This window comes from Microbacterium sp. X-17, from assembly GCF_039615055.1.
Genome location: NZ_JBDHNI010000004.1, coordinates 176268 through 198270, shown reverse-complemented (window position 1 = coordinate 198270; position 22003 = coordinate 176268). Strand labels below are relative to the sequence as shown.

Sequence of the window (22003 nt, the reverse complement as noted above, 5' to 3'; positions counted from 1 at the left end):
GTCCCCGCCGCGCGGGTCAGGAGGCGACGGGGGCCTTCGGCTTCTGGATGAAGAGGGTCTCGGTCTGCTCGAGCTCCATGCCCTTCGTCTCGGGGACGCGCAGGAGCACGTAGATGAACGAGAGCACGGCGAACGCGGCGTACATCGCGTAGGTCAGCGGCAGCGACCAGCTCGACATCGTGGGGAAGCTCACGGTGATGAGGAAGTTCGCGATCCACTGCGCGCCGGCGGCGACGCCGAGCGCCTTGCCGCGGATGCGGCTCGGGAAGATCTCGCCGAGGAGGACCCACACGAGCGGTCCCCACGAGGCGCCGAAGCCGACGACGAACAGGTTGGCCGCGACGAGTGCGATCGGACCCCACGCCCCGGAGAGGTGCACGTCCTGCCCACTGCCCGTGGCGAACGAGAAGGCGATCGCCATCGTGGCGAGCGAGACCGCCATGATGATCGAGCCGGTGAGAAGGATGGGCTTTCGGCCGACGCGGTCGACGAGCCAGATCGCGATGAGCGTCACCAGCACGTTGAGGACGCTCGTGAAGACGGAGATCGCGAACGAGTTGGTCTGGCCGAACCCGACCGAGGCCCACAGGCTCGTCGAGTAGTAGAAGATCACGTTGATGCCGACGAACTGCTGGAACACCGACAGGATGATGCCGACCCAGACGATCCCCTGAAAACCCAGCACGGGGCCGCGGAGGGAGACGCCGGCGTTCTTCTTGTCGGTGTCGATCGTCGTCTGGAGGTCCTTGACGGTCTTGTCGAGGTCCACCGAGGGCACGAGCTGCGCGAAGATCGCCCGTGCCTCCTGGGTGCGCCCCTTCGTGAGCAGGAACCGTGGTGACTCCGGCACCGTGAACGACAGGATGCCGTAGACCGCCGACGGGACGACGCCGACGAGGAACATCCACCGCCAGGCTTCGAGGCCCCACCACAGCACGTCGTTCGCGCCGCCGGCGACGGTCGCGAGGACCGCGTTGGAAAGCAGGGCGGCGAAGATGCCGAGCGTGATCGCGAGCTGTTGCAGCGAAGCGAGCGATCCGCGGATCTGCCGCGGCGCGATCTCCGAGATGTAGGCCGGCGCGACCACCGAGGCGATGCCGATGCCGAGACCGCCGATGACGCGCCAGATCGCGAGGTCCCACGCGGCGAAGGCGAGCGCCGAGCCGATCGAGGAGACGAAGAACATGATCGCGCCGAGGAACATGACCCGCAGCCGGCCCCAGCGGTCCGACAGGTTGCCCGCGATGATGGCGCCGACGGCGCAGCCGAGGAGCGCGATGGCGACCACGAAGCCCGTGATGAACGTGTTCAGCGAGAAGTCGGTGGAGATCGAGTCGACCGCGCCGTTGATGACGGAGGAGTCGAACCCGAAGAGGAACCCGCCGACGGCGGCGGCGATCGAGAGACCGACTGCCCTCCTGCCGAACGGGCTGCGCATCGAGAAAGCGCCGGTGGGGAGGGCGTCGCTGCTGGTCACAGACCACACCCTAGCGTTCCCAGGAATCTCACGGCTCGGACGCATGGGCATGTCGCGAGCGCGCCCCGGATACAGTGAACGCATGTCCGTCCAGCTCCTCGGCGCCGCGCGGATCCGCGCCCTCGCCGCCGAACTGGACGTCACCCCGACCAAGAAGCTCGGCCAGAACTTCGTCGTGGATCCCGGCACGGTCCGTCGCATCGTCCAGATCGCGGAGGTCCAACCCGACGACGTCGTGGTCGAGGTCGGCCCGGGTCTCGGCTCCCTCACGCTCGCGATCCTCGAGACCGGCGCATCCGTCACGGCGGTCGAGATCGACCATCGCCTCGCCGCCCGGCTCCCGCGGACCGCGGCCGAGCAGGGCGTCCCGGACGGACGGCTGACCGTCGTGGACGCCGACGCCCTCGCCGTCACGGAGCTGCCGGGCGACCCGACGGTCCTGGTCGCGAACCTGCCGTACAACGTCTCGGTGCCGGTGCTCCTGCACTTCCTCGAGACGTTCCCGCGCCTGTCGCGCGGGGTCGTCATGGTGCAGGCGGAGGTGGGGGAGCGCCTGGCCGCCCCGCCCGGGAGCCGGGTGTACGGCGCGCCGAGTGCAAAGGCCGCGTGGTACGGGCCGTGGCGGTTGGCCGGGAACGTCTCGCGGCAGGTGTTCTGGCCCGTGCCGGGTGTCGACAGCGTGCTCGTGGCGTTCCACCGCGACCCGGTCGCGCGCGGCGACGAGGCCCTCCGCCGTCGCACGTTCACGGTCGTGGACGCCGCGTTCGGGCAGCGGCGGAAGATGCTGCGCCAGGCGCTGGCGGGGACGGTGGCGCCGACCGCCGCCGAGACCTCGGTGCTCCTCGAGCGCGTCGGCGTCGACCCCACCGCCCGCGGTGAGGCCCTCGCCATACCCGATTTCCAGCGGATTGCCGAGGCCTCCCCGGCCGCGGGGGTGCGCGGCTAGGCTCGGACCCGTGACCGAGGACGATCGCTTCCGCTTCACCGCCCCGGACCTCCACCGCCCGTACACCGCGGCGGACGACCGCTATGCCGCGACGACCTACCGCCAGGTCGGGACTTCCGGCCTCTACCTCCCCCCGATCTCGCTGGGGCTGTGGTGGAACTTCGGCGACAACGTGCCCTTCGACCAGCAGCGCGCGGTGCTGCGCCACGCGTTCGATCGCGGAATCACGCACTTCGACCTCGCCAACAACTACGGTCCGCCGTACGGGTCGGCGGAGACGAACTTCGGCCGGATGATGCGGGAGGACTTCCGTCCGTACCGCGACGAGCTGATCGTCTCGTCGAAGGCCGGCTACGACATGTGGCCCGGTCCGTACGGAAACCACGGCTCGCGGAAGTACCTCCTCGCGAGCGCGGACGCCTCGCTCGCCCGGATGGGTCTGGACTACGTCGACCTCTTCTACTCGCACCGCGTCGACTCGCTGACCCCGGTGGAGGAGACGATCGGCGCGCTCGACACGCTCGTGCGGCAGGGGAAGGCGCGCTATGTCGGGATCTCGTCGTACAGCGCCGAACGCACCGTGGTCGCGACCGCCGTGGCGCGCAGCCTCGGTACGCCGCTCGTCATCCACCAGCCGTCGTACTCGATCCTCAATCGCTGGATCGAGGACGGGCTGACCGGGGTCCTCCGCCAGGAGGGCCTGGGTGCGATCGCGTTCACCCCGCTCGCGCAGGGCCTCCTCACCGACAAGTACCTGGGCGACGGCACCGCGCGCCGACCCGTCCGGGGCTCCGCGCCGGAGAGCCTTCCCGCCGATGCCGTCGCAGCGCTGCGGACCCTGAACGAGATCGCGCGGGCACGCGGGCAGTCGCTCGCCCAGCTCGCGATCCAGTGGGTCCTGCGCGACCGGGTCGTGGCATCCGCCCTCATCGGCGCCTCTTCGCCGGGGCAGCTCGACGAGAACCTCGGTGCGCTGTCCGGTCCGGCGTTCGTCGCCGAGGAGCTGGAGCGGATCGACGCCGTATCGGACGCCTTCGCGGGAACGCGGGACGTCAATCTCTGGGCGGAGTCGTCGGACCGGTGACGGATGCAGCCGCCTCCGTCCATGTCCGCGCGCCGGGCAAGCTGAACCTGTTCTTCCGCGTCGGCGCGCTGGGGTCCGACGGGTATCACGACGTCGCGTCGGCGTATCAGGCCGTCTCCCTCTTCGAGGACCTCTGGGCCCGCCCGGCCGACGACTTCTCCGTCGAGGTGGCCGGCACCGTCGACATCGGCAGGGTCCCGCTCGACGAGAGCAACCTCGCCCTGCGCGCGGCGCGGCTGCTCGCCGACGAGACGGGGACGCGCCGTGGTGTGCGACTCACGATCCGCAAGGGCGTGCCGGTCGCCGGCGGCATGGGCGGCGGCTCCGCGGATGCCGCGGCCGCGCTCGTCGCGTGCGACGCGCTGTGGGGCACGGGCCTGTCGGCCGAACGGCTGCACGCGCTCGCCGCGCGGCTCGGGGCGGACGTGCCGTTCGCGCTCGCCGGCGGCACGGCGGTGGGCCTGGGCCGCGGGGACGAGCTGAGGCCCGCCGAGGTGAGCGGCCGCTACGACTGGGTGCTCGTGACGAGCGCCGCGGGCCTGTCGACGCCCGACGTTTACCGGGCGCTCGACGCGCAGCGCGACCGCGGCGACGCCTCGCCCCCGCCCGCGGTGCCCGAGGTGCACGCGGACGTCCTCGCGGCGCTGCGCGCCGCGGACGCGGAGGCGCTCGCGGCGGCGATCCGGAACGACCTGCAGTCCGCGGCCGTCGAGCTGCGGCCGGAGCTCGCGGACACGCTGGCGTCGGGGGAGCGGCTCGGCGCGCTCGCGGGCATGGTGTCCGGCTCCGGGCCGACGGTCGCGTTCCTGACGCGCGACGAGGAGCACGCGGTCGACCTCGCCGCGGACCTCCGCGCGGAGGGGCGCCAGGCGCTCCGCGTGCACGGCGGGCCCGTGGAGGGCGCGCGGATCGTGTCCGTGCAGGGCCGTGGGCGCGACGAGGGGACGCGGGGATGACGGACGGATACCTCGACCTGCCGGTCGATGAGCGCTCGCGCGAGGTGCTCGCCGCGCGCGGGCTCGACCTCCGGCTCGTGCCGGGCGACGACGACGCCGCGTTCGACGCGTGGTCGCAGTCCCAGTCCCGCGGGTTCCTGGAGTCCGAGCGCACCCCGTCGCAGCTCGCGGCGATGCGGCAGCGCGCCGCCGAGCGCCGCACGACCGGCGTCTACGACCCGCGCGGCGCGGAGCCCGAGCGGCCGGTGGGCACGATCGCGTCCTGGCCGACGGAGCTGAGCGTCCCCGGCGGCATCCTCCCCTCCTGGGCGATCTCGAGCGTCACGGTCGCCCCGACGCATCACCGTCGCGGGATCGCCCGCGCGATGATGGAGGCCGAGCTGCGCACGGCGCAGGCGCTGGGCGTGCCGATGGCCTCGCTCACCGTGACCGAGTCGACGCTCTACGGCCGCTACGGCTTCGGCCCCGCGGCGGACAGCGCCGCGTGGCGGCTGGACGTACGGCGCGCGGGCTGGATCGGTCCCGAGGCCTCGGGCCGGCTCGACTTCGTGAGCCGCGACGAGCTCCGCCGGCTTGCGCCGGAGGTGCACGAGCGCGCCCGTCCCGGGTGGCCAGGGGAGGTCGTGGTGCCCGCGGCCGAGTGGGACGGGCTCGTCGGCACCCGCCCCGACGTCACCGACGACGCCGCGGTCCGCGCGGTGCGGTACACGGCGCCCGACGGTGTCGTCCGCGGCCTCGTCGCCTATCGGATCCAGGAGAACCGTGAGGACTTCTCCCGCTCGCTCGCGGAGGTGTCCTACCTCGTGGCGGAGGATGCCGACGCCTACGCGGCGTTGTGGCGGTTCCTCGTCGAGCTCGACTCGGTCGCCGAGCTCCGGGCCACCGAGCTGTCGGTCGCCGAGCCCGTGCGCTGGATGATCGCCGACCAGCGCGCCGCGACGGTCACGGTCCGCGAGCACCACTACCTGCGCATCCTCGACGTCCGCGCCGCCCTCGCCGGGCGCGCCTATGGGGGGCCGGGCGTGCTCGCGCTCGACGTGACCGACCCGACCGGGCTCGCCGGCGGCCGCTGGCTCCTCGCCGCCGACGCCGACGGCACCGCTGAGGTGGCGGAGTGGACGGATGCCGAGGCCCCGCGCGACGCGGTCGTCGTGCACACCTCGATCGCGGACCTGTCGTCGATGTACCTCGGCTCGGTGTCGCTCGCGACCCTCGCCGCGGCCGGACGCGTCCGCGCATCCGACCCCGCCGCGGCCGCGCGCGTGCTCGGCTGGCACGTCCCGGCGCGCCTCAGCTTCTGGTACTGACCGGAATGCGTGTTACCCCGGATGACCGCCGTTCGTCGTGACACCGCTCCATGTCGGCGGGGTCGGTTACGCTCGGAAACCACCACACGTCTGAGGCGGGGACCTTCCCGTCCGATGAACGGAGGAGCCGCAGCGTGATCGAGTTCCGAGCCGTGTCGAAGACGTTCCCGGACGGGACGACCGCGGTGAAGGAGTTCAGCCTCGTCCTCCCCGCGCACAAGACCACGGTCTTCGTGGGGTCCTCCGGCTGCGGCAAGACCACGCTGCTGCGGATGATCAACCGCATGGTCGACCCGACGTCCGGCACGATCGAGATCGACGGCGAGGACATCGCGAAGCGCCGGCCCGTGCAGCTGCGGCGCAGCATCGGCTACGTCATGCAGAACTCCGGGCTCCTGCCGCACTTCACCGTCGTCGACAACATCGCGACGGTGCCGGTCCTACAGGGCACCGGCCGCCGGGCCGCCCGCACGCGGGCGCTCGAGCTCATGGAGACCGTGGGCCTCGACCGCGCGCTCGCCGGCCGGTATCCGAGCCAGCTCTCCGGTGGCCAGCAGCAGCGGGTCGGCGTCGCGCGCGGGCTCGCGGCCGACCCGAACATCCTGCTCATGGACGAGCCGTTCGGCGCCGTCGACCCGATCGTCCGCGCCGAGCTGCAGCGCGAGCTCATCCGCCTGCAGGAGGAGATCGGGAAGACGATCGTGTTCGTCACCCACGACATCGACGAGGCGTTCCTCCTCGGCGACCAGGTCGCGATCCTCCAGGTCGGCGGGCACATCGCCCAGGTCGGCAGCCCCAGCGAGATCATCGAGGCGCCCGCGAACGAGTTCGTCGCGAGCTTCATCGGCGCCGAGCAGGGCAAGCGGGCCCTGCACGTCCGGCAGACGGACGCCGGCGCGGTCCTCGTCGACGGGCAGGGTCGCACGCAGGGCGTGCTCGTCGAGGAGCGCACCGCGGGGAGCGACGTGTCGTGAGCTGGGTCTTCGACAACATCGACCTCATCCTGCAGCTCTCGGTCGACCACCTGCGGCAGAGCCTCATCGCGGTCGTCATTGGCGTCGTGCTGTCGCTGCCGCTCGGATGGATCGCGTGGCGCCTCCGGCTCCTGCGCGCGCCGATCGTGATCGTCACCGGCCTGCTGTATACGATCCCGTCGCTCGCGCTCCTGATCCTGCTGCCCACCGTGCTCGGGATCAGCGCGTTCAACGAGGTCAACCTCGTCATCACGCTCGCCGTGTACAACGTCGCGCTGCTCGTGCGGGCGGTCGTCGACGGGCTCGACGCCGTCGACCCCGAGGTGCGGCTCGCCGCCACCGCGATGGGCTACGGGTCCGGGCGCCGGTTCTTCGCCGTCGACCTGCCGCTCGCGGCCCCCGTCATCCTCGCCGGCCTCCGGGTCGCGACCGCCAGCACGATCGCGCTCGCGACGGTCGGCATCCTGGTCGGCGTCTCCAACCTGGGGTACCTCTTCACGAACGGTCTGCAGCGGCGCATCATCCCCGAGGTGCTCGCGGGCATCGTCGCGGTCGTCGTCATCGCGATCGTGCTCGACCTCCTGCTCGTGCTGCTCGGCCGCCTCCTGCTGCCGTGGTCCCGTCGCGCGGGCCGGCGGCGGGCGTCGCGCGCCGCGCTGAAGGCGAGCGTCGCGTGAACCCGTACCTCGACGCGATCGCGTGGATCTTCTCCGGGCAACAGCTCCCGGGCCTCCCGAGCATCCCGGAGGCCCTCGGGCAGCAGCTCCTGTTCACGTTCGGCTCCGTGCTCGTCGCGGCGGTCATCGCCGTCCCGCTCGGCTGGCTCGTCGGCCACACCGGGCGCGGCCGCGACATCGCGGTCGTCATCTCCGGCGCCGCGCGCGCGATCCCCTCGTTCGGCCTCCTGATCCTGCTCGTCCTCGTCTTCGGCGTCCTCCACAAGCCGGAGGCGGCGGTCGTGACGTTCGTGATCCTGGCGATCCCGTCCCTGCTCGCCGGCGCGTACAGCGGGCTGGAGGCGATCGACCGGTCGACGATCGACGCGGCGCGCGCCGTCGGGATGACGGAGTGGCAGATCCTGTGGCGCGTCGAGGTGCCCCTCGGGCTCCCCCTGCTGATCGGCGGCCTCCGCGCGGCGACGCTCCAGGTCGTCGCGACCGTGACGATCGCGGCGTACGTGGGGCTCGGCGGTCTCGGCACGTACATCATCACGGGGCTGCCGCTGCGCCGGCTCGACATGGTGCTCGGCGGCGCCATCCTCGTCGCGGCCCTCGCCCTCGTGCTGGACGGGATCTTCGCGATCCTGCAGCGGCTCGTCGTCCCGCGCGGCGTCCGCGTCCGGAAGAGCCGCCGCGCCGCCCGCCCCGTTCCGTCCCCCGCCACCTAGACCCGCACGAGACCCGCACCAGACCCCGCATCACACCGAAGAAAGAGGAGAAGACGATGTCCACACGTCGCATCACCCGGCTCGCCGGCCTCGGCGCCGCTATCGCGGCGACGGCCCTCGTGCTCGCCGGCTGCGCGTCGAGCAACCCGCTCGCGGCCCCCACCAGTTCCGGCTCGAGCGACACGATCGTGGTCGGCTCGCAGGCCTACTACTCGAACGAGATCATCGCGGAGATCTACGCCCAGGCGCTCGAGGGCGCCGGCTTCACGGTCCAGCGCCAGTTCAACATCGGCCAGCGCGACGCGTACCTGCCGTCGCTCGAGAACGGCAGCGTCACGGTGTTCCCGGAGTACACCGGCAACCTGCTGCAGTACTACGACAAGACCGCGACCGAGACCTCGCCTGACGCGGTCTACGCCGCGCTCCAGAAGGCCCTGCCGGCGAACCTGACGGTGCTCGACCAGTCGACCGCGACCGATCAGGACTCGTACACGGTCACGCAGGCCTTCGCCGACCAGTACGGCCTCAACACGATCGCCGACCTGTCGAAGGTCACCGTGCCGCTCACGCTCGGCGGCCCGCCGGAGCTCGCGCAGCGTCCCTACGGCCCGACGGGCCTGAAGAGCACGTACGGCATCGACGTCGGGTTCAAGGCGACCGGCGACACGACCGTCGAGGATCTCGTGGCGGGCAACGTCAACGTGGCGGACGTCTTCACGGCCGACCCGAAGATCGCGACCGACCACCTGAAGTCGCTGTCCGACCCGAAGGGCCTGATCCTCGCGTCGAACGTCGTGCCGCTCGTGAGCAAGAACATCGCGGACAAGATCGCGCCCACGATCAACAAGGTGAGCGCGGCCCTCACGCCTGCGGGCCTCGTCGCGCTGAACGTGCAGAGCACGGTCGACCAGAAGTCGGCGGCCGACATCGCGAAGCAGTGGCTGCAGCAGAACAACCTGCCCTGATCTCCTCGCGCGTCTGAGGGCCGTCCGGGAATCGTCCCGGGCGGCCCTCGTCGTCCCGGGCGAGGGTAGGCTCGCCCACGGACGGCGCTCGCCCAGGGACCCAGGAGGAACGATGCGTGCAGTGGTGGGCGATCTCGTGATCGCCGAAGCCCCCCGGGAGGATCTCGTCTCCATCGAGGGCAACTGGTACTTCCCCGCCGGGAGTGTGACCCCGGGCATCCTGGAGTCGACCCCGACCCCCTACACGTGCGCGTGGAAGGGCGAGTGCCAGTACTGGTCCGTGCGCACGCCGGAGGGCGAGGTCCTGCAGGACGTGGCGTGGAGCTACCCCGAGCCGTACCCGAGCGCGATCGACAAGGTCGGCACCGACTTCTCGGGCCACGTCGCCTTCTGGCGCGGCGTCCGCGTCCTCGACGACTGACCGCGCGTCCGCCCGGGGCGGTTGCCATCCGCGAGACTCGTGTCTCACCGCGGATGCCGAGTCTCGCGCGGGTGAGTACTAGTTGGTGACGGAGCGGACGTCGGCGACGACGAGCAGCGGCACGCCGGTGGGGAAGCCGGGCGGCGGGGTGGTGAAGCCCTCGCTGGCGGGGATGATGCCCGCGAGGCGCGTGTTCGGGGTCGCGCACGTGAGCACCTTCACGATGCCGACGGGCGTCTGCGCCGGGTCGAGCACGAACTTCTGCGGCGAGCCGCCGACGGTCGTCACGATCTCCGCGCCGGTCACGCCGTTGAAGATCGCGTAGTCGGCGGTCACGGTGCTTCCCGGCTGGGCGGCGGGGCCGGCGTCGCCGGGGATCCGGACGCTGCGCTGGGTCGTCTTCACGCCCGTGTAGACGGAGGAGATGTCCGCGACCATGTAGTCGCTGCCGAACCCGCCCTGCGCCACGAGCAGGGCGATCTCGCCGGTGCCCTCATCGGTGGCCGCGCACGCGGGGCTGTTGGTCGGCGCGGGAGCCGCCGTGGCGGAGCCCGTCGGCACCGGGGTGGCGGCGGCGCAGCCGGCCGTGGCCGTCGCGACGAAGATCAGGGCGAGGAGGGTCGAGGCGGTTCTGCGCACATGCCGACTGTAGCGGGGTCCGTACGCTTGTCGTGATGGCGCATCTCCTCGGGGCCGAAGCCCTGCATCTCGAATACCCCACCAAGGTCGTCTTCGATGCCGTCACCCTCGGCGTGAACGAGGGCGACCGCATCGGGATCGTCGGCCGCAACGGCGACGGCAAGTCGAGCCTGCTGGCGATGCTCGCCGGCCGGCGCGAGCCCGACGGCGGGCGGGTCACCGTGCGCGGCGGTGTGACGATCGGCGTGCTCGACCAGGCCGACACCCTCGACGACGACCGGACGGTGGGCGCCGCGGTCGTCGGCGACACCCCGGAGCACGAGTGGGCCGGCAACCCGCGCACGCGAGACGTGATCGCCGGCCTCGTCGGCGACCTGCCGTGGGATGCCGCGATCGGGTCGCTCTCGGGCGGTCAGCGCCGCCGGGTCGCGCTCGCCGGGCTGCTGGTGGGGGACCACGACATCCTGGCGTTGGACGAGCCGACCAATCACCTCGACGTGGAGGCGATCGCCTGGCTCGCCGAGCACCTGAAGCGTCGGTGGGCCGCGAACGCGGGCGGGCTGCTCGTCGTCACCCACGATCGCTGGTTCCTCGACGAGGTGTGCACCGCGACGTGGGAGGTCCACGACCGGATCGTCGAGCCGTTCGAGGGCGGCTACGCGGCGTACATCCTGCAGCGCGTCGAGCGCGACCGGATGGCGGCGGCCACGGAGGCACGCCGCCAGAACCTCGCGCGGAAGGAGCTCGCGTGGCTGCGCCGCGGCGCCCCGGCCCGCACGTCGAAGCCGAAGTTCCGCATCGACGCGGCGAACGCCCTCATCGCGGACGTGCCGGAGATCCGCGACGCGGTGCAGCTGCGCTCGCTCGCCGTCTCGCGGCTCGGCAAGGACGTCGTCGATCTGCTCGACGCGTCCGTCGCCTACGGCGACACGACGGTGCTGCGGGATGTCGAGTGGCGGATCGCGCCGGGGGAGCGGACCGGCATCCTCGGGGTCAACGGCGCCGGCAAGTCGACGCTCCTCGGGCTCGTGGACGGCTCGGTCCTCCCGTCCTCCGGCCGCGTGAAGCGCGGCAAGACCGTGAAGGTCGCGACCCTCACGCAGCGGCTCGACGAGCTCGAGGAGCATCTGAACGACCCGGTGCGTACCGTGCTGGCGGGCCTGCGGACGAGCTACACGTTCGGTGCCGGGTCGAAGGCCCAGGAGCTGACGCCCTCGCAGCTCCTGGAGCGTCTCGGCTTCGCGAGCGCACAGCTCTCCACTCCCGTGAAGGATCTCTCCGGAGGCCAGCGCCGCCGGCTGCAGCTGCTGCTGATCCTGCTCGACCAGCCGAACGTCCTGATCCTCGACGAGCCCACGAACGACCTCGACACCGACATGCTCGCCGCGATGGAGGACCTGCTCGACTCCTGGCCCGGAACGCTGCTGGTCGTGAGCCACGACCGCTACTTCCTGGAGCGGGTCACGGACCAGCAGTTCGCCATCCTCCCCGGCGCCGACGGCGCGGGCCGCCTCCGGCACCTCCCCGGCGGCGTCGACGAATACCTCCGCCTCCGCGCGCTCGAGGAGCGGACCGCTCGTCCCGCCGGGGGGTCGAGCACGTCCGCCGCGGTGGGATCCGGCCTGTCGGGCGCCGACGAGCGCGCGGCCCGCAAGGAGCTCGCCGCCGCCGAGCGAAAGCTCGAACGCCTTGCCGAGCGGGTTGCCGAGGTCCACGAGCGGATGGCCGCTCATGATCAGAGCGACTACGCCGGACTCGGGCGTCTGGCCGACGAGCTCCGCGCCGTCGAGGCCGAGCAGGCCACACTGGAGGAGCGCTGGTTCGAGCTGTCGGAGCTCGTCGGCTGACGCGAGGGGGCTACCCCATGAGCCACTGCTGGTTGCGGCCTCCGTTGCAGGTCCACTGGTTCATGCCGGCGCCGTTCGCGGTCGAGTTGCCGTAGACCTCGAGGCACTTGCCGCTGTTGACGTTGACGAGGGTGACGTAGCCGCCGACCGTGGCGGTCTTGGTCCACAGCTGGTTCGTGCCGGCGTTGCACATGTGCTGCGTCGCCGCGGTGCCGTTCGCCGTCGAGAACCCGTACATCTCCAGGCACAGGCCGCTGTAGGCGCTGACGATCTCGTAGTTGCTGCCGACGGCGGTGAAGTTCCACGCCTGGTTCGCGCCCGTGTTGCAGACGCCCTGGTCGATCGGGGCGTCCTGTGCGGTGCTGAGGCCCCAGAGGTCGGCGCACATGTTGCTGTTGCCGTTCTGCAGCTTGTAGCCGGAGGTGACTCCGAGCGGCGGATCGAACTGCGGCCAGCCGCTCGACGCCCAGTTGACCTTGCGGATGTCGAGGCTTTCGAGGCCGTTGTTGTTCGCGTCGTAGTAGTGGTACGCGAGATACGTCGAAGAGCCGTCGGTGTAGACGTCACCGCCGCCGGCGCCCACCTTGGGGCTCGGACCCGTGAGCACGGTGAGGCCCGCGTTGCCGGACGAGTCGGTCATGGCCGTCCCGTTGGCGTCGACGTACGGGCCGGTCACGCTCGTGGAGCGCGCGGCGACGGTCCAGTAAGTGCTGTTGACGCCGCGGCAGCACTGGCCGCGCGAGCCGAGGAGGTAGTAGTACCCGTCGTGGTACGTGATCGTGGTGCCTTCGGTGTTCTTCGTCAGGTACCACATGGTCGTGTTCGTCGTGGAGAGCTTCCCGGTGACCGGGTCCAGCATGTGCATGTACACGCCGCCGAACGAGCCGGTGGAGAGGTAGTAGTTGCCGTCCTGGGCCTGGATGACATCGGGGTCGATCGGGAAGTTGACGTCGGTGATCTCACCCTGGTCGGTCCACGGTCCCGTGATGCTCGACGCGGTGGCGAGGCCGACGGCGGCCTTCGGAGTGGGGTTGAACGTGGCGGCCGAGTAGTAGAGGTAATACGTGCCGTTGATGTAGTTGATGTCCGGACCCCAGATGTTCCGGTAGCGGTTCGGCAGCGCGGTGTCGATCCAGCTGGGGTTGGTGTCCCAGACGTTGTTGATCTTCGTCCACGGCCCGTTCGCGGAGCCGCACGATTGGTGCGTGGTGGGCGCGCCGCTCGGGTCGTTGGGGTCGTTCTCGAACCCGGTCGAGAACGCGTAGTAGCAGGAGCCCACCTTGATCACGCTGGGATCGTGGATGCGATCGCCGCCGGTGAGGGCCTGAGCGGGTGCGGCGGTGAGCGCGACGCCCACCCCGCTGAGGACGAGCGTGAGCAGCAGCATCAGCGCGCCCACGAGGAGAAGGCGCGCTCCGCGAGCGCGCCCGAACATCATTGTCATCTGCATCTGGGGACTCCGTTGTCTCGGTGTGCGGGATCGAACGAGGTCATCCTGGCAGTTTTGAAGCGCTTAAACAACAGCTTTCGTATCGATTCGCCGAAGGTCGACCACGGACCACGACGCGGCGGGGAGGGTGAGGGAGAGGCGCTGCGCGGCGAACTCCGCGGTGGGGTTCGCCGCGGGCGTGACACGGTCCGGATCGTCGAGCGTGTTGCGGGCGCGGAGGTCCGCATCGGCCAGCGTGAGCGCGCCGGTCAGCTCCAGCTCGGTGAAGGCGGCGAGGTCGACGTCGAGCCGCGTTTCCTCGCCCGGGCTCCGGTTGACGACGAAGATCGACAGCGTCTCGCCGCCGTCGACCGCGGCAACGCTGACCCGGGGCACCTCACCGTAGTCGGCGGTGCGGTGGGTGGGCGACTCGATCCGGGGCTCCAGCGCGACGCCGCCACCGCGCTGGGACGTCAGCGCGAACGGATAGAACGTCGTCTGCCGCCAGGCCGGTCCGCCGGGCTCGGTCATGATGGGCGCGATCACGTTGACGAGCTGCGCGAGGCTCGCCGCCGCCACCCGGTCCGCGTGGTTCAGCAGCGAGATGAGGAGGCTTCCGACGACGACCGCGTCGGCGACGTCGTAGCTGTCCTCGAGGAGGCGCGGGGCCCGCGGCCACGTCGCGATGTCGGTGATCCGCTCGCTGCTCTCGAAGCGCTCCTGGTACCAGACGTTCCATTCGTCGAAGGAGATCATCATCTTCTTCGTGCTGCGTTTCTCCGCGGCGACCGCGTCGGCGGTGGCGACAACGGCCTCGATGAAGCGGTCCATGTCCACGGCCGACGCCAGGAAGCTCGCCGTGTCGCCGTCCTTCTCGTACCAGTACGCGTGGCACGAGACGTAGTCGACGAGCTCGTAGGTGTGCTGGAGCACCGTGCGCTCCCACGAGCCGAACGTCGGCATGTGCGCGCTGGAGCTTCCGCACACGACGAGTTCTACGTTCGGATCGAGTTGCCGCATCGCGCGGGCGGTCTCGGCGGCGAGCTTGCCGTAGTCGTCGGCGCTGCGGTGGCCGAGCTGCCACGGCCCGTCCATCTCGTTCCCGAGGCACCAGATGCGCACCCCGAAGGGCTCTGGATGCCCGCCCGCGGCGCGACGGCGGGTCAGGGTCGTCGGGGTCGGCGCGTTCGCGTACTCGAGGAGGTCGAGCGCGGCCTCGACCCCGCGCGTGCCCAAGTTGACGGCGAGCATCAGCTCGCCGTCGACCTGCTCCAGCCACGCCGCGAACTCGTGGAGCCCGACCTCGTTCGTCTCCGTCGAGTGCCACGCGAGGTCGAGCCGCGTCGGCCGCTCCTCGCGCGGGCCGACGCCGTCCTCCCAGCGGTAGCCGGAGACGAAGTTCCCTCCCGGATAGCGGACCGTGGTGACCCCGAGCTCGCGGACGAGGTCGATGACGTCGCGGCGGAAGCCGTCCGGGCCGGCGCTCGGATGCCCGGGCTCGTAGATCCCGTCGTAGACCGCCCGACCGAGATGTTCGATGAACGAGCCGAAGAGCTCGCGGCGGACGGGCCCGATCCGGCGGGACGGATCGAGCGCGACGCGGACGACGTCGGTCACGGCCTCAGTCGACGAGCCAGGTCTGGTTGGCGCCGCCGTTGCAGGACCAGAGGTTCGTGGCCGCACCGTTCGTCGTGGAGTTCCCGTAGACCTCGAGGCAGAGGTTCGAGGAGGTGTTCACGATGCTGCGGTAGGCGCCGATCGTGGGGCTGATCGTCCACAGCTGTGTGGCGCCGGTACCGCACGTCTGCTGCACCATGACGGCGCCCGCGACGGCGCTGCCGGAGGGCTGGAGGCACTTCCCGCTGTTGACGTTGACGATCTGGTAGCTGGATCCGGATGCCTGCAGCTGCCACTGCTGGTTGGTCCCGCCGTTGCAGTTGCCCTGATCCACCGCCGCGCCGTCCGCGGTGCTGAGCCCCCAGACGTCGAGGCAACGGGAGTCGTGCTGGACCTGGAGCACGAGGTTCGTCTTCCCCAGCGGACTGTCGAGGATCGGCCAGCCGCCCGAGAACGTGAGCTGACGGATGTCGAGCGTGGCCTGCCCGTTGTTGTTCGCGTCGTAGTAGTGGTACGCGAGGAAGGTCGAGGACCCGTCCGTGTAGGCATCCCCGCCGCCCGCGGCGACCCGGGGCCACGCGCCGCTGAGGACGCGGGTGCCCGCGCCGCTCGTGAGTGCGTTACCGGCCTGGTCGTAGTACGGCCCGGTCACCGAAGTCGCTCGGCCCACCTTCGTGAAGTACGTGCTGTTGGTGCCCTGGCAGCAGTTGCCGGCGGATCCGAAGAGGTAGTAGTAGCCGCCGTCGGCGACGATCGAGGCGCCCTCCATGCCGGTGGCGATCTTCCAGAGGTTGTTGTCGGTCGTCGACAGCTTCCCGGTGGTCTCGTCCAGGACGTGCATATAGACGCCGCCGCCCGTGAACGACCCCCACGCGATGTAGAGGCGTCCGTCTCCACCGCGGACCACGTCCGGGTCGATCGGGTAGTTCACGTTCGTGACCATGCCCTGGTCGGTCCAGGGGCCGGCGGGAGTGCTCGCCGTCATGAGGCCCATGACCGCGGTCGAGGTCCCCCACTTCGACGCGGCGTAGTAGAGGTGGTAGACGCCGTTGAAGTAGTCGACGTCGGGCGCCCAGATGTTCGGCGGCGTCGAGCCGAGCGCCGTGGTGATCCACGCGGGGGTGGAGCTCCACACGTTGCCGATCTTGCTCCACCCGGTGGCCGGCGTCGCGTCGCACGTGCGGTGGATCGTGATGGCGCCGGACGGGTCGTCGCTGTCGTTCTCGAAGCCGGTGGAGAACCCGTAGTAGCAGCCATCGGCCTTGATGACGCTCGGATCGTGGAAGAGCACGTTGCTGCCGGTGAGCGCCGTGGCCGGCGCGGCGGCCGTCAGCGCGGTCGCGAGGGTGAGGACCGCGGCGGCCGCCGACGCCCACAGGGCGCGGCGGATCCTCGGTCGGCGGTGGGTGTCATCCATGTGCGTGAACCTCTCTGTTCTCGGCAACGGTGTCGGAGACGGGGGCGAGCAGGGTGTGGGCGCCGGGCAGCAGGATGGCGTCGGGCCGGCCGGGCAGCCGGACCACGGCCTCCGTGTCCTCGGGCACGCGGACGTCGACGATGAGCGTGTCGTCGTGGATGCGCCAGTCGACCGAGACCGGTCCGTGCGGCGTCCGGAGCGCGGCGGAGGCCCACGTCAGGCCGCCGCCCGGCCGCGGAGCGACGAGGATGCGGGCGTAGCCGGGCTCGAGGGGGGCGATGCCGCCGATCGATCGGTGCATCCAGTCGGCGACCGCGCCCAGGGCGTAGTGGTTGAAGCTCGTCATCTGGCCGGGGTTGATGCTGCCGTCGGGCAGCATCGAGTCCCAGCGCTCCCAGACCGTGGTGGCGCCCATCGTGACGGGGTAGAGCCACGACGGGCACGCGCGTTCCAGCAGCAGGCCGTACGCGTCGTCGAGGTGGCCCGTGATCGTGAGGGCGTCCGTGACGAACGGGGTGCCGGCGAACCCGGTGGAGATGCGGTAGCCGGCATCCTGCACCAGCTCGCTGAGGCGGTCGCCGGCGACCTCGAGGTCCGCGGGGTCGAGGAGGTCGAATACGATCGCGAGCGCGTAGACGGTGGCGCAGTCGCTGCGGATGATGCCGCCGCGCACGTAGTGCTCGGTGAAGGCCGCGCGCAGCCGGGCCGCGAGAGCTCGCAGCTCGTCGTGCTCCGGGCGGCCGAGGAGCGCCGCCGTCTCGGCGACGAGGGTCGCGGAGCGGTACGCGCACGCGGTCGCCACCACTCCCGGATCCGCCTTCGCGAGCGCCGGCTCCTGCGGCGGGGCATCGGGGTCGAGCCAGTCGCCGAACTGGAACCCCGTGTCCCACAGCCCGGTGGGGGAGAGGAGGGACTCGACCCGCCGGACGTGCGCGAGCATCGAGCCGTACTGGTCCTCGAGCACGCGCGCGTCGCCGTACGCCTGCCAGAGCGCCCAGGGCACCCACACGCCGGCGTCGCTCCAGATCGCGGTCGCGTCCGGGACGCCGAACTCGAGCACCTGCTCGGTCAGGGTGATGGCATCGGGGATGACGAACGGGATCACCCCGCCGAGGTGCTCCTGCTCCACCGTGACGTCGTGCAGCCAGTCGCGGAGGAAGTTCCCGACGTCGAAAAGGTACGCCGCCGTGGGCGCGAAGGCCGAGACGTCCCCGGTCCAGCCCAGGCGCTCGTCGCGCTGCGGGCAGTCGGTGGGCACGTCGACGAAGTTGCCGCGCATCGCCCAGACGACGTTCTCGTGGAGCTGATTGAGCAGGGGGTCGGAGCTGACGAAGGTCCCGATGCGGTCGAGCGCGGAGCCCACGACCACCGCCGTGAGGTCCTCCGGCCGCAGCTCGCCGGGCCAGCCCTCGACCTCGGCGTAGCGGAAGCCGTGGAACGTGAAGGTCGGCTCGAAGACGTCCACCCCGCCGCTGAGGACGTAGCGGTCCTCGGCGCGGGCGGAGCGCAGCGGGCGCAGGCCCAGCTCGTCGTGCTCGAGCACCTCCGCGTGGCGGAGCACGATCTCGGTCCCCGCGGGCCCCTGCGCGGTGACCCGCACCCAGCCGACGAGGTTCTGCCCGAAGTCCACGAGCGTGCGTCCGGACGGCGAGGTCCAGATCTTGCGCGCCGGCACCTCCTGCGTCCGCACGACCTCGGGGCCGATGTAGGGCGTGAGCACGGACGTGTCGAGCGCGAGCTCATGGACCCCGCGCCACGCGCTGTCGTCGAATCCGGGCCGGAGCCAGGCGTCGTCGCGGAGCCGGGCGTCGATCGTCTCGCCGTCGTAGATGTCGTTGGCGAGGATCGCGCTCGGGCCCGAGCGCCACGTGTCGTCGGAGACGATCCGCTGCGTGCTGCCGTCCTCGTACGTGATCGTCAGTTCCGCGAACCCGCCGAGCTCGTCCCCGTAGAGCGCGCGCGAGCCGAGCCACGTGAGGCGGCCGCGGTACCACCCGTTGCCGAGCGTCAGGCCCAGCACGTTCGTCGCGTCGAGGAGGGAGGTCACGTCGTACCGCGCGTAGCGCAGGCGCCACTGGTAGCTCGTCCAGCCCGGGGTGAGCAGGGTGTCCGAGACCGGCATCCCGTTGAGCTGCGCCTCGACGAGTCCGAACGCGGACAGCACCAGCTCCGCGGAGCGCACCGCACTCGAGCCGCCCGTGAGGGAGAACTCCTTCCGAAGGTGCGGGGCCCCGTCGAAATCCTCGTCGGCGGCGATCATCCGGGCATGCCAGGTCATGGTGTCCTTACGGGTCTACGGGTCTACGGGTCGAAGTCGAAAGATCCGCGCCTAGCCCTTGATCGCTCCGCTGGTCATGCCGGCGACGATCTGGCGGTTGAAGAAGACGTAGAGCACGAGCGGCGGGATCGTGATGAGCAGGATGTCCATGAAGAGCAGGTTGAACTCGCTCAGGGACTGGCTCTGGAAGTTGTAGAGAGTGAGCTGCACGGTGGCCAGATCGCTGCCGGGCAGGAAGTACAGGGGGTTCGCGAAGTCGTTGAACACGGCGACCGCCTGCACGACGACGACCGTGACGACGACCGGCCGCAGCAGCGGCAGGATCACCTGGAAGAAGATCCGCAAGGGGCCGGCGCCATCGATCGTGGACGCCTCATCGAGCTCCCGCGGGATCGTCGCGACGAACGCGCGGAACAGCAGGATGCAGAACGACAGGCCGAAGGTGGCCTCGATCAGAATGCCGCCGAGCATGGTCTTGAACAGCCCGGTGCCCTGGAGCACCCAGATCGTCGGCACGACGGCGGGGGGAACGATCAGCCCGGCCAGCACGAAGAAGTTGATGAGCGGGTTCCAGCGGGTCTTCTTGCGCTGCAGGACGTAGCCGACCATCGCCGCGAAGACCACCATGATGATGACGCTGAAGATCGTCAGCACGGTGCTGTTGATGAACGCCGTCACGATGACGCCGTCGTTGGACTGGAAGACGGCGACGAGGTTGTCCCAGAAGTGCCACGTGCTCGGCAGGTCGAAGTTCATGTCCGACGCCTCACCCGGGTTCTTCGCCGCCTGGAGGACGACGAAGGTGAAGGGCACGAGGAAGATGACGACCGAGACGAGGATGGCGACGATGCCGACCACCCAGCGCTGAATCTGCAGCCGGCGGCTCACAGCTCGACCTCCCGACGGTTGAAGAACCAGGAGATCGGCACCATGACGGCGGCGACCACGAGGAAGAGGATGACGTTGCCCGCCGTGGAGAGCCCGAAGAAGCCGGACTGGTACTCCTTGTAGATGACGGAGGCGATGACGTCGCTGGCGAAGCCCGGTCCGCCGCCGGTGGTCGCCCAGATGAGGTCGAACGACCGCAGGCCGCTGATGAGCGACAGGATGATGACGGTCGCCATCGCGGGGCGGGAGAGGGGCAGCGTGATGGCGCGGAAGATCCGCCAGCCCGAGGCGCCGTCCATGCGGGCGGCCTCGTAGTACTCCTGCGGGATCGCGACGATCCCGGCCATGAAGATGAGCGTGGCGATCCCGACGCCCTTCCAGACGTCGATGCCGGCGATCGTGAGCAGCGCCATGTTGGGATCCGTCAGCCAGCCCGGCTGCGGCAGCCCCACGGCGCCGAGCACCGCGTTGACCATGCCGTGGAAGGGGTCCAGGAGCGACTTGAAGACGAACCCGACGCCGATCGTCGACACGAGGACGGGGAAGAACACGACGGCGCGCAGGTAGCCGCGGCCGATCACGGGCGAGGTCAGCAGAACCGCGAGGGCGAGTCCGAGGACCACCTTGGCGGCCGAGGTGATGAAGCCGTACTCGAAGGTGTGGATGAAGCCGCTGACGAGCTGGGGGTCCTGGAAGAACTCGACGAAGTTCTCGAATCCGATGAACTTCGCCTCGAAGAGCGACCAGCGGGTCATCGCGAAGTAGAAGCTCGCGAACGTCGGCACCGCGAAGAAGACCACGTAGAGGGCGATCGCGGGGATGTAGAACCACGAGGGGTAGATGCTGCGGCGCGTGCGGGATGCGATGCCGCGTCGGGAGAGTCGGGCCACGGTCTGGACCGGAAGTGCGTTGGTTGTCATCGTTCTCTTGCTCCTCACCGAGCGAGGGTGGGCCGCAGAGGCCGGCCGGTGAGGACCGGCCCCTGCGGGTTCTCGAGCAGGGCTGCGCGGCTTACCAGCCGGGGATGCCGAGCTGCTCCGCCTGCTTCTTGACGTCGTCGTCGTACAGTGCGGCGCCCTGCTGCGCGGTCGACTGTCCCGAGCCGACGGCGATGAGGATCTTCTCGAGGTTCGGTCCCTTGATGGGGGAGAGGAACTCGAGGGCGAGACCGGTCTGCTTGTTGTCGACGTACTTCTGCTCGTCGTTCACCAGCGGCGGCACGTCGGCCGGCAGCTTGCACGCCGACGTCGAGAACGGTCCGGTCGGCAACGTCGCCTGGGCCTGGATGTCACACGCCTCGGTGCTGCTCGCGAACGCGACCAGCTTCTTGGCGGCGTCGAGCTTGGCGCCAGTGGTCGACTTCGGGATGTAGAGGCCGTTGGGCTCCCACATCGTCAGGCGGGTGTTGGCGGCGCTCTGCGCGGGGAGCGCGAAGAAGCCGATGTCGTTGACCTTGTCGGGGTTGCTCTGCTGGAGGCTCGCCAGTGTGCTGCTGAGGATCGGGTACTGCGCGGCGGTTCCCAGCGCGAGCTCCTTGAGGCCGTTGACGTTCGTGAGGGACGCGTAGTCCTGGTTCACGAGGCCCTGCGTGAAGACGTCCTGGGTGTTGAGGAAGCCCTGCAGAGCCGGCTGCTTCGAGTACTTCGCGTTCGGGTCGTTCGCGTTGTACTGCTGCGCCCAGTTCGGGTCCTGGGCCGTGACGTTGGCGAAGTCGCCGAGGACGAAGAGCTGGCTCGTCCACGTGTCGCCGTAGGTCTGCAGGATCGGCACGATGCCGGCATCCTTGATCTTCTTGCTGTTTGCGATGAAGTCGGCCCAGGTCGTGGGCACGGTCAGGCCGAGCTGGTCGTAGACCTTCTTGTTGTACATGACGCCGCCCGCGAGGCTCGTGCCCCACGGGGCGCCGTACATGCCCTTGTCGGTGCTGACGGCGTTCTTGAAGTCGGGCAGGACGGCGCTGGCCCAGGACTCGCCGGACAGGTCGACGAGGGTGTCGTCCGGGTGGAGCGCCTGCAGGAGCGAGCCGCTGTTGTAGAGGAAGACGTCGTCCTCCTCGCCCGTCGACAGCTGGGTCTTGATGAGGTTGTCGCCGTCGGTGCCCTGGGGGCGGGTGTCGAGCTTGACCGTGATGTTCGGGTTGGCCTTCTCGAACGCGGCGACGAACTTCTGCGCGGCATCGGTGGTGCCGGGGCTGTTCTCGGTCTGGTACGTGATCGTGACCTTGCCACCGTCGCCGGCCGAGCTGCCGGCGCTCGAGCACGCGGCCAGGGTGGTGGCCGCCACGGCGATCGCTCCAAAAGCGACGAGCGTTCGAATCGGGGTGCGGGGACCCATGCTTACCTCCTTGTAAGGGCGTCGCGGCGCGTGCGTC

19 protein-coding genes are annotated in these 22003 nt (G+C 70.4%); 10 read left to right on the top strand and 9 right to left on the bottom strand.

The annotated features are described in order from the left end of the window. Window positions 1-16: 16 nt before the first annotated feature. On the bottom strand, window positions 17-1477 hold the full coding sequence (locus ABCS02_RS20405; RefSeq protein WP_345837524.1) for a sugar porter family MFS transporter: 1461 nt from the start codon (window positions 1475-1477) through the stop codon (window positions 17-19). Window positions 1478-1559: 82 nt separating this feature from the next. Between ABCS02_RS20405 and rsmA the strand changes: the two genes are divergently transcribed. The 9 genes from rsmA to ABCS02_RS20360 all read left to right on the top strand — a co-directional run bounded on the left by rsmA (window position 1560) and on the right by ABCS02_RS20360 (window position 9517). Continuing rightward, a complete protein-coding gene (gene rsmA, locus ABCS02_RS20400; protein WP_345837523.1) occupies window positions 1560-2423 on the top strand; it encodes a 16S rRNA (adenine(1518)-N(6)/adenine(1519)-N(6))-dimethyltransferase RsmA in 864 nt (287 codons plus the stop codon). 10 nt (window positions 2424-2433) lie between these two features. Then, complete coding sequence (locus ABCS02_RS20395) at window positions 2434-3507, top strand: aldo/keto reductase (RefSeq protein WP_345837522.1); 1074 nt, start codon at window positions 2434-2436, stop codon at window positions 3505-3507. Beyond that, complete coding sequence (locus ABCS02_RS20390; protein ID WP_345837521.1) at window positions 3504-4463, top strand: 4-(cytidine 5'-diphospho)-2-C-methyl-D-erythritol kinase; 960 nt, start codon at window positions 3504-3506, stop codon at window positions 4461-4463. The genes ABCS02_RS20395 and ABCS02_RS20390 overlap by 4 nt, the downstream gene beginning before the upstream one ends. Beyond that, window positions 4460-5770, top strand: a complete 1311-nt coding sequence (locus ABCS02_RS20385) for a GNAT family N-acetyltransferase (RefSeq protein ID WP_345837520.1) — start codon at window positions 4460-4462, stop codon at window positions 5768-5770. Before ABCS02_RS20390 ends, ABCS02_RS20385 begins: the two co-directional genes overlap by 4 nt. Before the next feature lie 134 nt (window positions 5771-5904). After that, window positions 5905-6744, top strand: a complete 840-nt coding sequence (locus tag ABCS02_RS20380) for an ATP-binding cassette domain-containing protein (RefSeq protein ID WP_345837519.1) — start codon at window positions 5905-5907, stop codon at window positions 6742-6744. Then, on the top strand, window positions 6741-7421 hold the full coding sequence (locus ABCS02_RS20375) for an ABC transporter permease subunit (RefSeq protein ID WP_345837518.1): 681 nt from the start codon (window positions 6741-6743) through the stop codon (window positions 7419-7421). Before ABCS02_RS20380 ends, ABCS02_RS20375 begins: the two co-directional genes overlap by 4 nt. Further along, window positions 7418-8131, top strand: coding sequence for an ABC transporter permease (locus ABCS02_RS20370; RefSeq protein WP_345837517.1), 714 nt, complete (start codon window positions 7418-7420; stop codon window positions 8129-8131). The genes ABCS02_RS20375 and ABCS02_RS20370 overlap by 4 nt, the downstream gene beginning before the upstream one ends. A gap of 56 nt (window positions 8132-8187) precedes the next feature. Further along, a complete protein-coding gene (locus ABCS02_RS20365) occupies window positions 8188-9096 on the top strand; it encodes an ABC transporter substrate-binding protein (protein WP_345837516.1) in 909 nt (302 codons plus the stop codon). Between the two features lie 112 nt (window positions 9097-9208). Beyond that, window positions 9209-9517 (top strand): DUF427 domain-containing protein, encoded by a 309-nt coding sequence (locus ABCS02_RS20360; RefSeq protein WP_345837515.1) that lies wholly within the window; start codon window positions 9209-9211, stop codon window positions 9515-9517. Window positions 9518-9595: 78 nt separating this feature from the next. On the opposite strand, the gene ABCS02_RS20355 is transcribed toward ABCS02_RS20360, so the two are convergent. Then, entirely contained in the window at window positions 9596-10156 is a 561-nt protein-coding gene (locus ABCS02_RS20355; protein ID WP_345837514.1) for a hypothetical protein, read from the bottom strand. A gap of 35 nt (window positions 10157-10191) precedes the next feature. Between ABCS02_RS20355 and ABCS02_RS20350 the strand changes: the two genes are divergently transcribed. Next, on the top strand, window positions 10192-12003 hold the full coding sequence (locus ABCS02_RS20350; protein WP_345837513.1) for an ABC-F family ATP-binding cassette domain-containing protein: 1812 nt from the start codon (window positions 10192-10194) through the stop codon (window positions 12001-12003). Between the two features lie 10 nt (window positions 12004-12013). Here the strand turns inward: ABCS02_RS20350 and ABCS02_RS20345 are convergent, their stop codons facing one another. The 7 genes from ABCS02_RS20345 to ABCS02_RS20315 all read right to left on the bottom strand — a co-directional run bounded on the left by ABCS02_RS20345 (window position 12014) and on the right by ABCS02_RS20315 (window position 21966). Continuing rightward, window positions 12014-13453 carry a family 43 glycosylhydrolase gene (locus ABCS02_RS20345; RefSeq protein ID WP_345837512.1) on the bottom strand — a complete coding sequence of 480 codons (1440 nt, stop codon included), beginning with the start codon at window positions 13451-13453 and terminating at the stop codon, window positions 12014-12016. Window positions 13454-13516: 63 nt separating this feature from the next. Then, window positions 13517-15049, bottom strand: a complete 1533-nt coding sequence (locus ABCS02_RS20340) for an alpha-N-arabinofuranosidase (protein ID WP_345837511.1) — start codon at window positions 15047-15049, stop codon at window positions 13517-13519. A gap of 4 nt (window positions 15050-15053) precedes the next feature. Further along, a complete protein-coding gene (locus ABCS02_RS20335; RefSeq protein ID WP_345837510.1) occupies window positions 15054-16466 on the bottom strand; it encodes an RICIN domain-containing protein in 1413 nt (470 codons plus the stop codon). Continuing rightward, entirely contained in the window at window positions 16459-18744 is a 2286-nt protein-coding gene (locus ABCS02_RS20330; RefSeq protein WP_345837509.1) for a family 78 glycoside hydrolase catalytic domain, read from the bottom strand. The genes ABCS02_RS20335 and ABCS02_RS20330 overlap by 8 nt, the downstream gene beginning before the upstream one ends. A gap of 51 nt (window positions 18745-18795) precedes the next feature. Next, entirely contained in the window at window positions 18796-19632 is an 837-nt protein-coding gene (locus ABCS02_RS20325) for a carbohydrate ABC transporter permease (protein WP_345837508.1), read from the bottom strand. Then, window positions 19629-20552 (bottom strand): sugar ABC transporter permease, encoded by a 924-nt coding sequence (locus tag ABCS02_RS20320; RefSeq protein WP_345837507.1) that lies wholly within the window; start codon window positions 20550-20552, stop codon window positions 19629-19631. Before ABCS02_RS20320 ends, ABCS02_RS20325 begins: the two co-directional genes overlap by 4 nt. A 91-nt stretch (window positions 20553-20643) precedes the next feature. Beyond that, window positions 20644-21966: an ABC transporter substrate-binding protein gene (locus ABCS02_RS20315; protein ID WP_345837506.1), complete on the bottom strand. Its 1323-nt coding sequence runs from the start codon at window positions 21964-21966 to the stop codon at window positions 20644-20646. Between the last annotated feature and the right edge of the window lie 37 nt (window positions 21967-22003).